We start from the raw sequence: 14,933 nt of genomic DNA, 5'->3' as shown, positions 1-14,933 counted from the left end.
TCAGGCATTCATGATATATCCTAATCCTACTACCGTATGAATCAGTTTCTTGTCGAAGTCACGGTCTATCTTTACCCGTAGATAATTGACGTATACGTCTACGATGTTGGTATTCGTATCAAAGTTCTTGTCCCATACGTCTTTGAGCAGCGTAATGCGCGACAAGGCTACCCCTTGGTGAGTCATGAAATATTCGAGCAGACGGTATTCTTTTACGGTGAGATCGATATCCGCATCACCTCTTTTCGCCCGTCTGGTGTTACAGTCCAATACCAGATTGTCGCAAGTCAGTTGATTGGTTACAGTCTCCTTGTTTCGTCGCAGCAGCGCCTTGATACGTGCTTCCAGTTCCTGAAAACTGAAAGGCTTGACAAGATAATCGTCTGCTCCTGCATCCAGTCCTTTTACAATGTCTTCCGTAGTGCCTAAAGCCGTCAGCATAATGACCGGTGTCTGGTAACCGAACATCTGCCGATAGAGATGGCAAAGTTCGAGCCCGTTTATTTTCGGCATGATAATATCCAGGATTAAAAGATCGAAAGGTTCTTCCTGAAGGATTTTCCAACCCGTATTTCCGTCATGACAGACTGTTACCGAATGTCCGAACTCTTTCAGTCCCCGTTCGATAAAGGAGGCGATATTGACTTCATCTTCTGCTAATAGTATTTTTGCCATAAATCTACATTGTTTAGATGCAAAGATACTTTTTCTTTGCATCTGAAGAAAGAAAAACGGCATACATTTAAGTGTTTCTCCTTTCTGAACTGTATTATATATAAACAGACGATTATACTATGAAAGTAAAACATTTAGTTGGAGCTTTTCTGTGTGTGCTGGGATGCTATGCTTGTAGTAGCCCGAAAACAGAGGTCCAGTCACCGGACGGACATATCAAGATGACATTGACGGTAGACGAAAACGGCAAACCGTTTTATAATGTGTCGGTGGATGACTCCCTCTTGATAGAAAATTCAGCCATGGGCTTTACGGCGGCTAACGGCATCATTCTGGCAGAAGGTTTTCAGGTGAAGAACACGACTTTCAGCAGTGAAGACGAAACTTGGACACAGCCGTGGGGAGAAAACAAAAAGAGCCGGAATCATTATAACGAAATGGCAGTCAGCCTGACAAATGAAGATCAGGTACAACTGACACTCCGTTTCCGTGTATTTGATGATGGAATCGGTTTCCGCTATGAATACACGGTGCCGACTGTAGATTCTTTATTGATTACCGACGAACTGACTACTTTCCGTTTCCATCGTGACGGAACTTCGTGGTCGATTCCCGCCAGTGCCGAAACATATGAACTACTCTATCAACAACAACCGATTTCCGAAGTGGAAACGGCTAATACACCTTTCACATTCAAGACTGCGGATGGAGTTTACGGAAGTATACACGAAGCCGCTTTGTATGATTTTCCGGAAATGACTCTGAAGCAAATCGGCCATTATACATTGAAAGCGGAACTTGCCCCGTGGCCTGACGGCATTAAGGCGCGTAAGGGAAATCACTTCACGACCTCATGGCGCACCATACAGATCGCACCGGAAGCTGTCGGTTTGATCAACTCTTCACTCATTCTGAATCTGAATGATCCTTGCGTACTGGAAACTACGGACTGGATTCGCCCGCTGAAATATGTAGGAGTATGGTGGGGGATGCATCTCGGCGTAGAGACCTGGAAGATGGACGAACGTCACGGAGCTACTACTGCCAATGCAAAGAAATACATAGATTTTGCCGCGGCCAATCATATCGAAGCTGTCCTGTTCGAAGGTTGGAACGAAGGTTGGGAGAGTTGGGGCGGTATGCAGAGCTTTGATTTCACCAAGCCATATGCGGATTTCGATATTGATGAAATCGTACGTTATGCCAAAGAGAAAGGTGTTGAAATCATGGGACATCATGAGACCGGAGGGAATATTCCTAACTATGAACGTCAGATGGATCATGCCATGCAATGGTATACCGATCATGGTATCCACCTCCTGAAGACGGGATATGCAGGCGCATTTCCGGATGGGTATCTGCATCATAGCCAATACGGTGTCAATCACTATCAACGGGTAGTGGAAACTGCCGCCCGTCATCAAATGACTCTGGATGCACACGAACCGATCAAAGATACCGGTATCCGTCGTACATGGCCGAATATGATGACACGCGAGGGGGCAAGAGGCATGGAATGGAATGCGTGGAGTGAAGGCAATCCTCCTTCTCATCACGTGATGTTACCGTTCACCCGCCTGCTGTCCGGTCCGATGGATTATACGCCGGGAACTTTTGATATTCTGTTCTTGAAAACGAAGGATTCTCCGCGCCGACAGAAGTGGAACGATCAGGATAAAGGCAATAGCCGTGTGAATACGACGCTGGCTAAACAACTGGCTAATTGGGTAATCCTGTATTCTCCTTTGCAGATGGCTTCGGATATGATCGAGCATTATGAAGGACATCCGGCATTCCAGTTCTTCCGTGATTTTGATCCGGATTGTGATGAATCGAAAGCACTGGCAGGTGAACCGGGAGAGTTCATTGCAGTGGTACGTAAAGCAAAAGGCAATTATTTCCTGGGAGCAGCTACCAATGAAAGCCCCCGTACTTTAGAAGTAAAACTGGACTTCCTGGAACCAGGCAAGCAGTATAAAGCTGTCATCTATGCGGATGGCGAAAAGGCTGACTGGAAAACGAATCCTACCGATTATAAGATTACGGAACAGATTGTAACATCTGAAAATACGTTGAGTATACGGATGGCTCCCGGAGGCGGGCAGGCTGTTTCGTTTATAAAAAGTAATAGGTAATAGGTAATAAGTAATAGGTGAGGGTAATAAGTGAGGTTGTTAAAGTAGAGAGATTGTCGGAGGATAACAAGATAAAATTAAGTTGGTTAGGTTAGACTGAAAAAACGGTGGACAGAGTTTTGATACCTGTTCACCGTTTTTGTTTTTATTGAGTATGGTTTTGAAAGGATGTGTTATCCTTTTGCTTCTTGATACATAAAGCGTTTGATTGATTTCTTCGCAGTCTTTTCAAATTCCTCGAAATGGATTTTGACTTTGCTTATCTGAGAATAATTGGGAAGCTGCTGATTCAGTTCAACACGATTGGCTTCCATAACTTTTATGATATCGGCCTGTTGCAAGCCATGGGCAAAAGCATCGTCAAAGTCCGGATAAATCAGTGCGACCAACTTGTCGTGCTGCAAAACGATCAGTGACTCGGCAACATAAGGCATATTATTCAGTTTGCTTTCTATCTCTTCCGGATAGATATTCTGTCCGCTGGAAGTCAGAAGCAGATTCTTGCTACGACCGCGAACTGTCACATATCCTTCGTCGTCGATTGTTCCTAAATCACCCGTGTGAAGCCATCCGTTGGCATCAATAATTTGTGCCGTCGCTTCCGGATTTTTATAATATCCCAGCATCATATTCATTCCCCTGCATACGATTTCTCCGGCATGTGTTTTAGGGTCGGGCGAGTCGATGCGGACTTCCATTCGGGTGGTTGCCTTGCCGCAGGAAGCCAGTTTCAGTGTTTCCCAACGGCTGGAGCAAATAATCGGGCCACATTCGGTCATACCGTAAGCGATGGTGTAGGGAAAGCCTATCTTTTTGAGGAACGCTTCTACTTCGGCATTGAAAGGAGCACCACCGATAATGATTTCATCGAAGTTCCCACCGAAGATTTCCATAGCAGCCTGCCGCGCCAACGATTTGATTTTATCGTTTACAATGGGCACTTTAAGCAATAGTTTACCGATTTTGCTGTCCACTCTCGGAAGAATATCTTTTTTGATAATTTTCTCTACGATCAAAGGTACACAGGAGATCACTCTTGGCTTTATTTCTGCAAAAGACTGCGCAATAATCTTCGGAGACGGCATACGTGTCAGGAAGTAAATGTGCGCTCCGGCAGAGAAACCATATAAGAAATCGTATACCATGCCGAATACATGACCCATCGGAAGCATGGAAACGATGTGATCGCCCGCTTTCACAGGAAGCATCTCGAAACAGTATGCCACGTTCGACCAAATACTGCGGTAGGGGAGCATGACTCCTTTGGAATATCCGGTAGTGCCGGAGGTATAATTGATGATAGCCAGTTCTTCCGGACGGTCCTTCCGGTAACAGATATGTTCGGGGCGGAAATTCTTCGGATAACGCTGACCGTAAATAGCGTTCCGGTGTTCGAAGGCGTAAGTCAGTTTCTCGTTGCGCGATACCAATGCAGTGAAATCGGTGAGTGAAGCGATACCTTCCAGTAGCGGCATTGCGTCTTCATTCAGATTTTCCCATGCCTGATCGCCGACAAAAAGTAATTTGGCTTCGGAGTGATTGACGATATTATGAATATTATCCGCTTTGAACTCATGCAGAATAGGAACGATGACGGCTCCGTAAGTGATAGTGGCTAAGAAGGTGACTCCCCAATGGGCACTGTTCCGGCCGCAGACTGCTATTTTATCTCCTGGCTGGATACCGGCACTTTCCAATACAATGTGAAACTTGGCTATCTTGCGCGCTACATCCTTATATTGAAGCGTGATTCCTTTGTAGTCTGTCAATGCATCTTTATCCCAGTTTTTAATGATGCTCTGTTCAATATAATCAATGAACTGATGTTCTTGTTCCATTCGATTTTTGCACATTTGATTTAAAATTGCGCAAAAATAACATTTCATTAACGGAAACCGAAGTTTACAATTAAGTTTTACGGTTAATTAACGGGGGAGGAAAAGCTGACTAAAAAGTCGGTAGTATCTTAACTCTCCTCCTTCGGGAAGGAGGAGTCCCCGTAGGGGGAGGTGGTAGGTGAACACATAACTCTGTTGTTTACAATAGAATAGGAATAAACCTTATTTTACCTACCACCCCGGCTTTCAGCCACCTCTCCTTTCCGAAAGGAGGGGAATTGGAGATACTATTGACTTTTTAGTCAGTCCCTATAAACATCAGGATTCGCTGTTGGCTTCCTCGTCCTCTTTGGGCTTTTCGGAGATGAGCAGCAATTTATCGTTCACATGCAGTTTCAGCGTTCCGTTCGGTATCAGGAACTCATCCCCACGTTTCACAATCATTACCAGCGTGCCTTTGGGGAGATTCATATCTTTCAGCGTATCTGCCTCTTCCAGCATTTCCTGTGTGATAGTCATATCTTTGAGGTCTGTATCAATCTCTTCCGGAAGTTCCACTCCGAAATCATTCCCCGTCTTTTCCAGCGGTTTGGACAGATGTAACAGGCGGGCAACGAAAGAAACCGTTGTTCCCTGCACTACCAGTGAAACGATTGTGATGAAGAATACGACATTAAAGATAATATTCGATCCTTCGACTCCTGCAACCACCGGATAAGTGGCGAAGATAATGGGAACTGCTCCACGCAATCCTACCCAGGAGACGAACAGCCGCGATTTCATTGTAATCTTCCGGAACGGAAGCAAACAGAGGAACACACTTAACGGGCGACCGATCACAATCATGAAGACACCGATCAATAGTGCTACTGCTGCAACTTCCAGCATTTCATGAGGATTAACGAGAAGTCCGAGGCAGAGGAACATGATGATCTGGAACAACCAGGTAAGTCCGTCCATGAACGTATAAATGTCTTTGCGGTGCATGATCTTGTTGTTTCCTACCATAATACCTGCGATATATACGGCAAGGTAACCATTTCCTTTCAGTAAATCAGTGATAGAGAAGGTGAAGAAAACAAACGCCAGCAACAAGATAGGATACAACGCCTGATTGTCGATGTTGAGCTTGTTCAGCATACGGATAGCCAGTTTTCCGAGTACGTATCCGGCAGCCGCGCCGACTATAAACTGAATGATGAAAGAAGCGGCGATAGCCCCGACTCCCATACCTGCCGATTGGATAAACTGTATCAGGACAATGGTGAGCATGTATGCCATCGGGTCGTTACTTCCACTTTCCAGCTCCAGCATGGGGCGGAGGTTGTGTTTCAGATTCATCTTCTGCGAACGCAGGATGGCGAACACCGAAGCCGAGTCCGTAGAGGACATGGTAGATGCCAGTAGCAATGACGTGGTGATAGGCAGATAGATATTCGTCCAGCTCATTCCGGACAGCCACCAGATAAATAATCCGGTGAAAAGAGCGGTTAGTAGAACTCCGACGGTAGAAAGCACGATACCTGGACCTAAAATGGGTTTGATTTCTCTGAATTTCGTATCCATACCTCCCGAAAACAGGATGATGCTTAAAGCAACCATACCGATGAATTGCGCATCTTTTGCGTCATGAAACTGGAGTCCGAGTCCGTCACTTCCGAACAACATTCCTACTACGAGGAACAGTAATAAGGTGGGCACTCCGAAGCGATATCCTGTTTTTCCGACAACGATGCTAACGAAAAGTAAGATAGAACCAATTAGTAGGGTGTTTTCTGCTGTAAATATCATAGGCAATATATTATTAAGTTATTAAATGTGTCGTAATAGGTCTCACCGTGCGAAGTTACACATTATTTAAAACAAATAAAGAGTCTTTTTGGATGTATTTTTGTGAAAAAAGGTAGTTAAATTGTCTAAAAAGATTAATTTTGCACTCAATTAATCTACATCATACTTATGGATTCAAACAATCTTACTCCTTTACGGAAAGGAGTGGTAGGAGTACAATTCTTGTTTGTAGCTTTCGGAGCTACGGTACTCGTGCCGCTCTTAGTGGGGCTTGACCCTTCCACCGCCTTGTTCACAGCAGGCATTGGTACACTCATTTTTCATGCGGTTACCCGAGGGAAAGTGCCTATCTTTTTAGGAAGTAGTTTTGCGTTTATTGCCCCGATAATAAAAGCGACAGAACTTTACGGATTGCCGGGTACTTTATCCGGAATGGTGGGCGTCGCATTGGTTTATTTTGTAATGAGCGCGTTGGTCAAATGGCAAGGGGTGAGGGTGATTGAACGTCTGTTTCCTCCGGTGGTTATTGGGCCGGTTATTATTCTGATCGGTTTGTCACTCGCGGGGACAGGAGTAAATATGGCGAAGGAGAACTGGGTGCTGGCCTTGTTGTCGCTGGTTACGGCAGTCGTTGTCTCGATGAAAGCGAAAGGACTTTTGAAGTTGATTCCTATCTTTTGCGGTATCATTGTCGGTTATCTGGCGGCATGGCTTTTCTATGATCTGGATTTGTCCGGTGTGAGGGATGCGGCATGGATCGGGCTGCCGCAGTTCGTGTTTCCCAAGTTCTCATGGGAGCCGATACTGTTTATGATTCCGGTAGCTATTGCTCCGGTGATAGAGCATATCGGAGATGTATACGTAGTCAATACAGTTACAGGAAAAGACTTCGTGAAAGATCCCGGTCTGCATCGTACGTTGTTGGGCGATGGGCTGGCTTGCTGCTTTGCCGGATTGGTCGGCGGTCCTCCGGTGACAACTTATTCGGAGGTGACGGGTGCGATGTCATTAACGAAAATCACCAATCCGCAAGTCATCCGGATTGCTGCCATATCCGCTATCTTATTCTCCGTTGTCGGTAAAATCAGTGCGTTGCTGAAATCCATTCCGAGTGCGGTATTGGGGGGAATTATGCTTTTGCTGTTCGGAACCATCGCTTGTGCCGGAATAGGTAATCTGGTAAATAACTGTATTGATCTGAGCCGTACAAGAAACATCATCATTGTCTCTCTGACATTGACTGTCGGCATTGGCGGAGCTGTTCTCACGTGGGGAGACTTTTCATTATCCGGCATCGGACTGGCCGCTTTGGTCGGAGTACTTCTTAATTTGATATTACCGAAGGACGATTGACTCTGTTCTTGAAATGGTCAGGACTGTGTCAAGGTTAATAGTAACTAAACTAGGACCGACTTTTAATCAGCCCCAGTTTAGTTACTATTGACACCCCTCCTTTTTATATTTAATAGTTAAGGCTTAGCATGTATATACGTCTTGTGTTTATGACAAGAACTTCATAATATCTTCGTCTGCGGTACTGATGCCACCGATTCCGAATTGTTCGATCAATACGTTTTTTACGTTTGGTGAAAGGAAGGCCGGAAGAGTAGGTCCCAGATGAATATTCTTCACTCCCAGTGCCAGCAATGCCAGCAATACGATCACCGCTTTCTGTTCGTACCATGCGATGTTATATACGATAGGAAGTTTGTTGACGTCGTCCAATCCGAATACTTCTTTCAGTTTCAGTGCGATGACAGCCAGTGAGTAACTGTCGTTACATTGCCCTGCATCCAATACGCGGGGAATGCCGTTAATGTCCCCTAAAGCCAGTTTGTTGTATCTGTATTTAGCGCAACCGGCAGTCAGTATGACTGTATCTTTCGGAAGTTTCTCGGCAAATTCGGTATAATATTCACGACTTTTCATACGTCCGTCACATCCTGCCATAACGAAGAACTTGCGGATCGCTCCGCTTTTCACGGCTTCTACTACCTTATCCGCCAAAGCCACTACCTGTGCATGGGCAAAACCTCCGATCAACGTTCCGCTTTCGATGGCCGTCGGCGGTTGACATTGCTTGGCATGTGCAATCAGTGCGGAGAAATCTTTCGGTTTTCCGTCTTTGCGTTCGGGGATGTAGTGTGCTCCCTCCAGTCCGCAGGCTCCGGTGATGTAGATACGGTCTTTGTAAGAAGCGTTGGCACGCGGAGGAACGATGCAGTTACTGGTAAACAGGATCGGTCCGTTGAAACTTTCAAACTCTTCTTTCTGTTTCCACCAGGCATTTCCGTAGTTTCCTGCCAGATGCTTGTATTTTTTCAGTTGGGGGTAATAATGTGCGGGGAGCATTTCACTGTGAGTGTAAATGTCTATACCTGTTCCTTCGGTCTGTTCCAGCAATTCTTCGAGGTCTTTCAGATCATGGCCGCTGATAAGGATACCGGGATTATTGCGGACACCTAGATTCACTTCCGATATTTCCGGATTTCCGTAGCTGTTTGTATTGGCGGCATCCAGTTGTGCCATGGCGGAAACTCCGTGCTTGCCTGTTGCCAAAGTAAGCTGAACCAATTCTTCCATCGTAATATCATTGCGGGTGAGCTCGGCCAGTGCACTTTGCATAAAGGCGAAGATTTCCGGCGACTGGTATCCAAGGTTATGCGCATGCTCAACGTAAGCCGCCATACCTTTCAGTCCGTAGTGTACCAGTTCTTTCAGCGAACGGATATCTTCGTCGGGTGTGCGAAGTACTCCTACTGTCCTGGCTTTCTCTTCAAACTCATCTTCATTCCCATCCCAAAGACATTCGTCGGGAGCATTTGCAATGGTTACTTTGCTGGCGAGTTCGTTTTTCAGTTGTAGTCCTTCTTTTATTTTTCTGATGATGGCCGCTTTGTCAAAATTGGCGTTAGTGATGGTGACGAACAGGGCATCGTAGATAAATTTGTCTGCTTCTTCGGAAGGATGTCCTTCCCGGCGCAGATGTTCGTTGTACACGGCGATTCCTCGTACTACAAAGAGCAGCAGGTCTTGCAGGTTAGCCACTTCGGATGTTTTTCCGCATACTCCTTTTAAGGTACAGCCTGTACCCATTGCGGTCTCTTGACATTGATAACAGAACATACTCATAACTTTTACGTTTTAATTAGTCTTATTTGATTATGAACGCAAAAGTAGGGGGAAAGTTTGAGGTAAGTTTGTAACCAATGTTACATTGGGCGAAAAAAATCGGATGCTATGAGCTAAATTAAATTAGCTATAATCATATTCCGATTAGCTATAATGAAAAAAAGATTAGCTATAATGAAACCGGAGTGAACTCTTGGTCATTGAATCAGCCGGATCAGCCATTCTTTCTGTAAGATAGTAATCTGTTTCCGGTCGGCTATGATCATACCGTCTTCCTGCATGTGCGACAGTTCACGTGCCAGAGAAGGACGGGAGACACCGAAGTAATCGCTCAGTTCCTGTTGCGAGCGGTCGAGGGTGATCTGTAGCTGTTGCTGCTGTTTGTATAACCGTAGCAGATAAGATGCTATCTTTTGCCGGATAGTCTTGAAGGACATAAAGAAAAGCTTATCCGATAGGGTACGGGCATAATTGGCGGATAGATTCATATAATTCTCCAGAAACTGCTCGTTCCTACGAAAAAGTTCCAGTACGCTGGCTTTGGGGATTTCGATTACTTCCGTCGGTTCGTTGGCGGTCACTTCTACCGGAAAGCGATTCTCTTCTCCGAAAAGGAAAAGAGGGGCAAGGGCCCTTGGTGCGGCAATGTCTTCTACTTTGATGAGTCTTCCGGAATAGTCAATCATTTCGCCACGGACACTTCCTTTGGTCAGTATCACGAGACGGTTGCACACATCTCCCTGTCGTGCCAGTATTTCTCCTTTTCTATAAGAACGGGTGTGGAAACTGATCTCTTCCAGATTGGCGGATAACTTCTCCGGAGTAATCCCCCGGAATAATGGGTTATTGGTGAGTGCAGGTGTCATAGGCTGGTCTGTTATTTGAATTTTAATATGAATTTCGTTTCCTTGTTGTCCGGTAACAGCGTGAGGCTTCCACCCGAAAGCCGCATGATCTGACGCGAAATACTTAGTCCGATTCCGCTGCCTCCTTCTTTGGTAGTGAAGAAAGGGATAAAAATGTGCTCCACTATTTCCGGTGGAATGACGGGACCGTTATTCTTAATCTCAATCAGCACTTCTTCCGTTTCGTTGCAATAAACCTGAATGTCGATTTGTCCGTCCGGCTGATCACCGATTGCCTGAATCGCATTTTTCAGAAGATTTATGACTACTTGCGAAATCAGATTTTCATCTGCATGCAGGATCAGGTCGGCAGGATCGATCTTTGTATGGAACGTGATGTGGTCACAAGGATTCTGATGGCGGGCAAGTTCCACCATTCGTTCGATGAATGCTTTCAAGTAAAACAATGAAGGTTCCGGAGTCGGTATCCGTGTGAATTTGCGGTAGGATTCTACGAAAGCAAGCAGCCCTTTTCCCGTGGCACTGATGGTTTGCAGTCCGTGGCTGATCTCTTCGTCTTTGTCCTCCACCATCGAGAGAAGCGTATCGCTGAGCGAAGTGATGGGAGTCACGGAGTTCATGATCTCATGAGTCAGTACTCGGGTCAGGCGAATCCATGAATCTATCTCCTTTTCGTCCAGCTCAATATTAATATCATTCAGTGCAAGGATGCGCAGATGTTCTTTGTGTACATTGATTTCTGACACGCGAATAGACAGATTGACCGTTCCCCGTTCATTGTGAAACACCACTTGCAGCTTATCTCCGGAACAACAACTTTCTATCTTCTCCATCAGTGTAGCATCTACTTTACTCAACTGGCGGACATGGGTAAATACATTCAGTCCCAAAAGCCGGAGTGCTTCTTTATTTTTCTGATAGACCGCTCCGTTATCATTGAGCACCAGCAGTCCCGTGCTGACAAAGTCAAGAATCAGTTCGTAGTACTTTTCCTGTTGGGCAGTCTCCGCTTTTACATTATATAAAATGTGGCCCACCCGATTGAGTGCCCGATTGATCTGTTTACTCTCGGGAGTACCGGACTCTTCGGGGAAACGGAAGGCACTGTCATTATTCTCCAACGCATCGATCATGAAGAGCACCTGCTTGATGTGCAGGCGATAAAGCCGGACTTGCCAGATGATACTTAAGATCAGCAGACAGGCACTGACGCTGAACCAGACATAAGACTGATGCACGCCCAAACAGATAGTCGCCAGACAGCAAATGACCGTCAGTGATACCCTGAACCAATATTGGTTGGCTACTTGTTGTAGAATCCGGTTCATAATCCGAATTTTTTCATCTTGTTATAGAGAGTCTGTCGGGTAATTCCCAGTTGCGCAGCTACTGCCGAAAGATTTCCTGCACAGGCATCCAGCGCTTTCCGTATCATTTGTACTTCCATCTCTTCCAAGGTGGAAATATTCTTCTCGGAAGTTTCTGTCTTTCGGGAGGATAACTGGAACAATTCCGCAGGGATTTGCACCCCGTCGTTAATGATGACCACCTTTTCGATTGCGTGCTCCAATTCGCGGATATTGCCGTACCAGGGATGCGCGGTAAGCTTTTCCTTCGCTGCCGGACTGAATTTCATCAGTTCCTTATCATATTGCTTGCAGAAGCGGATGATAAATCTTTCGGCAAGAGGGACAATATCTTCTTTCCGTTCCCTCAAAGGAGGGATTTCTATATGAATGGTGTTGATACGGTAGAGTAAGTCTTCCCGAAACTCTTCCCGGTCTACCATTTCCTGCAAATTCCGGTTGGTGGCACATATCAGACGGATGTCAATAGGAATCGGAGTGTTACTTCCCACTCGCACGATACTTCTTCGTTGGATAGCCGTCAATAGTTTGGCTTGCAGGTGATAGGGGAGGTTTCCTATTTCATCCAGAAACAATGTGCTGTGATCGGCAGCCTCAAACTTTCCTGTCCGGTCGGTATGCGCATCGGTAAAAGAGCCTTTCACATGCCCGAAGAGTTCGCTTTCAAATAAAGATTCGGTGATTGCTCCCATGTCCACAGCAATCATTTCCTGTTGCCTGCGGTTGGAAAGAGCGTGAATTTCACGGGCAAGCATTTCTTTTCCTGTTCCGTTCTCACCGGTAATCAGGATATTGGCGTCTGTGGTGGCTACCTTCTCGATCAGCATTCGGAGTTGTTGCATAGACTTGCTTTCTCCCCAATAGAGTGCTGGAGTGTTGACCGGTTCCTTTTTGTTTCCTGTCTTACGTCCTTGCTGTACGGATGAGGCGGCAGCCTGTAGTGTTTCTACCAGTTTCTGATTGTTCCAGGGCTTGACGATAAAGTCCGAAGCACCTTCTTTGATTCCCCGGATAGCGAGATCAATATCCGCATAAGCAGTAAAAAGTACGACAGGAAGCTCCCGTCGTACTTTCTTTATTTCGTGCAGCCAGAACAATCCTTCATTGCCGGTATTGATGCCCGAAGTGAAATTCATATCTAGTAGTACCACTTCCGGCGTTTCCTCTCGTATCGCAGTGGTCAGTGTGACCGGTGACGACAGTGTGACGACTTTCGAAAAGTAGTTTTTTAAAAGGATTTGTACCGCTGTCAGCACCCCTTTATTATCGTCTACAATGATGATGGTTCCTGATTTACTCATGTCCGAATTGGTTTGTACGCTACAAACTTACGAAAAAGTAATTCATAATTCAAAATTCGGATTTGAATTTATAGCCATTGGAACTTTAATCCGAATGATAAACTCAGATAATCACGGGGACGGAGGTAGCTATTTGTTACACCACTGATCAGATAAAGATCGCATGTACTTATCTCGTAGAAGAAAGTCACGGACTTTGCCAGAAATCGGCGGTTAGGGTCAATATCATAGGTCAGCCGTTGTCCCATGAAAACATGGATACGCACCTTGCTTGAAAAACCATAGTATCCTTTCGGATAACGTTCCGGTTCGCTGACCCAGAACTGATTGCCGAATACGGTATTCAGATATAGTCCGCAGGAAAGCGGCTCGGTAGAGAATCCTTTCCCCAGGTTGATGCTCCAGGGCATATAGTTCTGTTTCAGTGTCATGGTCACTTTTGCCTTCTTGGACGAATACTTCGGGATAAATCCGAGCAACAGGTCAGTTTCCCACTGATTTCGTTTTCCGTAATCCCATCCGGTGCCGAAGGAGAGTAATCCCATATTTCCGGCATATTGTATTTTAGAGTGGGTCGGAATGATGCGTTCCCAGTTTTTGCGGAAGCGATGTACACGTCTGTCGTAGCCGGTGCGAAGAACCGGTTCGGCAATATAAGGAAGTACTGTGTCTGCTTTGACTATTGTGAATGCAGAATCACCCTCATGAAAGGCTATGATAGAATCTGCCTTAATTGCCAGTTTCAGCGAGTCGGGTTTATAGTTCCTGATAATTGTATCTGGCTTGCAAGTAGCCGAAAGCAGGCTGGGGAAGAGTAGAAGCATAGTCAGTACTCCTGCGCGGATCATATATTTAGTATTCAACCAGTTCATATTCGTATTTTTCCGGGGTTATAGTAAATACCAGATAACTGCGACTTTTCATGCAGTCGCTGACAATATAATGCACATCGTCATCAAAAAGGATTCTGTCATCGAATCCGTGATTATGGGCGGCCGTGCAGAACTGTAGTCCCGGATATTGGGTGATGTAGTACTGGAACGGCTTCGCCACATTATCATTGAACACATCTGCAAAAGGATGTGCATGCATGCTGACTACGGTTTTTTCAAACTCATCTGCCCTGTCCGTCAGTTCCTGTTCCATAAAACCGAAATTGGGAATAGGCTCCGAATAATCATATTCCAGCGCATTGGTATTAAGGCAGACGAATTTCACATTGCCCGCAATGAATGAGAAGTTGGTAGGTCCGAAAACAGCCTGATAAGTTTCTGCTCCGGTACCCAGACAGTCATGATTCCCGATAAGGACGACATAAGGCACTTTCAGTCCGTTCATGATGTCCCGCTGCCAAAGAAACTCTTTGGTCAGCCCGAAGTCACTCATATCTCCTCCGTGAATGACGAAATCGATATCATCTCTCTTATTGACCTCTTTTACAAAGTCTTCTGTCTCATCATACCATCGCTGCGAATCGCCCATCGTGATAAAACGGATGGTTTTCTTTCCTTTGCACTTAGCTTCTATTTGTTCAATGTTATGAGCATTTACGTCTGTCTCTCCACTGATACGTACATCGTAGGGGTGGTAGTCTATCAGATCGCATCCGGCCAGAAGCAGGCAGACCAGGAGAGTGTATAAATTCTTGTTTACCATAAATAGAATAATTTATTTAATTGAAAACTTGATGCGAAGATAGAGTTTTCAGTTGAGATATGGGCGATTGCTTGGGCGAAATAAGAAAAATGGAACAATAAATAGGCATTAATGCATACTTTCCACTGAGAAAAGAAATACGATTGTCTTTGTCTAATAATTAGACGCATGT

At 45.4% G+C, this 14,933-nt stretch carries 11 protein-coding genes; 2 read left to right on the top strand and 9 right to left on the bottom strand.

Features of this window, described 5'->3' with window-relative positions; genetic code table 11:
* Positions 1 to 675, bottom strand: coding sequence for a response regulator transcription factor (locus tag DW640_RS05395; RefSeq protein WP_181981939.1), 675 nt, complete (start codon positions 673 to 675; stop codon positions 1 to 3).
* Between the two features lie 119 nt (positions 676 to 794).
* Between DW640_RS05395 and DW640_RS05390 the strand changes: the two genes are divergently transcribed.
* A complete protein-coding gene (locus tag DW640_RS05390; RefSeq protein ID WP_117577533.1) occupies positions 795 to 2,810 on the top strand; it encodes a glycoside hydrolase family 97 protein in 2,016 nt (671 codons plus the stop codon).
* A 173-nt stretch (positions 2,811 to 2,983) separates the two neighbouring features.
* Here DW640_RS05390 and DW640_RS05385 read toward each other — a convergent pair whose 3' ends face one another.
* Together DW640_RS05385 and DW640_RS05380 are read right to left on the bottom strand one after the other, a co-directional pair.
* The gene (locus tag DW640_RS05385; protein WP_011107399.1) at positions 2,984 to 4,648 is read right to left on the bottom strand and encodes a long-chain fatty acid--CoA ligase; all 1,665 of its coding nucleotides are present in this window, start codon (positions 4,646 to 4,648) and stop codon (positions 2,984 to 2,986) included.
* A 318-nt stretch (positions 4,649 to 4,966) separates the two neighbouring features.
* On the bottom strand, positions 4,967 to 6,439 hold the full coding sequence (locus DW640_RS05380; RefSeq protein ID WP_008761361.1) for a potassium/proton antiporter: 1,473 nt from the start codon (positions 6,437 to 6,439) through the stop codon (positions 4,967 to 4,969).
* A 168-nt stretch (positions 6,440 to 6,607) separates the two neighbouring features.
* On the opposite strand from DW640_RS05380, the gene DW640_RS05375 reads away from it, so the two are divergent.
* Positions 6,608 to 7,792 (top strand): uracil-xanthine permease family protein, encoded by a 1,185-nt coding sequence (locus DW640_RS05375; RefSeq protein WP_008761362.1) that lies wholly within the window; start codon positions 6,608 to 6,610, stop codon positions 7,790 to 7,792.
* 147 nt (positions 7,793 to 7,939) lie between these two features.
* On the opposite strand, the gene hcp is transcribed toward DW640_RS05375, so the two are convergent.
* From hcp to DW640_RS05345, 6 genes are all read right to left on the bottom strand, one after another.
* On the bottom strand, positions 7,940 to 9,571 hold the full coding sequence (gene hcp, locus DW640_RS05370; RefSeq protein ID WP_048698506.1) for a hydroxylamine reductase: 1,632 nt from the start codon (positions 9,569 to 9,571) through the stop codon (positions 7,940 to 7,942).
* Positions 9,572 to 9,768: 197 nt separating this feature from the next.
* Entirely contained in the window at positions 9,769 to 10,437 is a 669-nt protein-coding gene (locus tag DW640_RS05365) for a Crp/Fnr family transcriptional regulator (protein WP_008765568.1), read from the bottom strand.
* A gap of 11 nt (positions 10,438 to 10,448) precedes the next feature.
* The gene (locus tag DW640_RS05360) at positions 10,449 to 11,765 is read right to left on the bottom strand and encodes a PAS domain-containing sensor histidine kinase (RefSeq protein ID WP_008761365.1); all 1,317 of its coding nucleotides are present in this window, start codon (positions 11,763 to 11,765) and stop codon (positions 10,449 to 10,451) included.
* Positions 11,762 to 13,105 (bottom strand): sigma-54 dependent transcriptional regulator, encoded by a 1,344-nt coding sequence (locus DW640_RS05355; protein WP_117577531.1) that lies wholly within the window; start codon positions 13,103 to 13,105, stop codon positions 11,762 to 11,764. The genes DW640_RS05360 and DW640_RS05355 overlap by 4 nt, the downstream gene beginning before the upstream one ends.
* A gap of 68 nt (positions 13,106 to 13,173) precedes the next feature.
* A complete protein-coding gene (locus tag DW640_RS05350) occupies positions 13,174 to 13,977 on the bottom strand; it encodes a hypothetical protein (RefSeq protein ID WP_008761367.1) in 804 nt (267 codons plus the stop codon).
* A complete protein-coding gene (locus tag DW640_RS05345; protein WP_117577529.1) occupies positions 13,958 to 14,761 on the bottom strand; it encodes a metallophosphoesterase in 804 nt (267 codons plus the stop codon). The genes DW640_RS05350 and DW640_RS05345 overlap by 20 nt, the downstream gene beginning before the upstream one ends.
* Positions 14,762 to 14,933: the final 172 nt, after the last annotated feature.

Source organism: Bacteroides sp. AM23-12 (genome assembly GCF_003434395.1).
In the GTDB taxonomy this organism is placed as follows: Bacteria; Bacteroidota; Bacteroidia; order Bacteroidales; family Bacteroidaceae; genus Bacteroides; species Bacteroides thetaiotaomicron.
Note: the sequence above shows the minus strand (reverse complement) of the source record. Positions and strands in the feature narration are given on the sequence as shown.

Bases quoted from the DNA above. Each gene is read 5' to 3' on its own strand.
- DW640_RS05395 (WP_181981939.1), bottom strand. From the start codon at position 675: ATGGCAAAAATACTATTAGCAGAAGATGAAGTCAATATCGCCTCCTTT.
- DW640_RS05390 (WP_117577533.1), top strand. From the start codon at position 795: ATGAAAGTAAAACATTTAGTTGGAGCTTTTCTGTGTGTGCTGGGATGC.
- DW640_RS05385 (WP_011107399.1), bottom strand. From the start codon at position 4,648: ATGGAACAAGAACATCAGTTCATTGATTATATTGAACAGAGCATCATT.
- DW640_RS05380 (WP_008761361.1), bottom strand. From the start codon at position 6,439: ATGATATTTACAGCAGAAAACACCCTACTAATTGGTTCTATCTTACTT.
- DW640_RS05375 (WP_008761362.1), top strand. From the start codon at position 6,608: ATGGATTCAAACAATCTTACTCCTTTACGGAAAGGAGTGGTAGGAGTA.
- hcp (WP_048698506.1), bottom strand. From the start codon at position 9,571: ATGAGTATGTTCTGTTATCAATGTCAAGAGACCGCAATGGGTACAGGC.
- DW640_RS05365 (WP_008765568.1), bottom strand. From the start codon at position 10,437: ATGACACCTGCACTCACCAATAACCCATTATTCCGGGGGATTACTCCG.
- DW640_RS05360 (WP_008761365.1), bottom strand. From the start codon at position 11,765: ATGAACCGGATTCTACAACAAGTAGCCAACCAATATTGGTTCAGGGTA.
- DW640_RS05355 (WP_117577531.1), bottom strand. From the start codon at position 13,105: ATGAGTAAATCAGGAACCATCATCATTGTAGACGATAATAAAGGGGTG.
- DW640_RS05350 (WP_008761367.1), bottom strand. From the start codon at position 13,977: ATGAACTGGTTGAATACTAAATATATGATCCGCGCAGGAGTACTGACT.
- DW640_RS05345 (WP_117577529.1), bottom strand. From the start codon at position 14,761: ATGGTAAACAAGAATTTATACACTCTCCTGGTCTGCCTGCTTCTGGCC.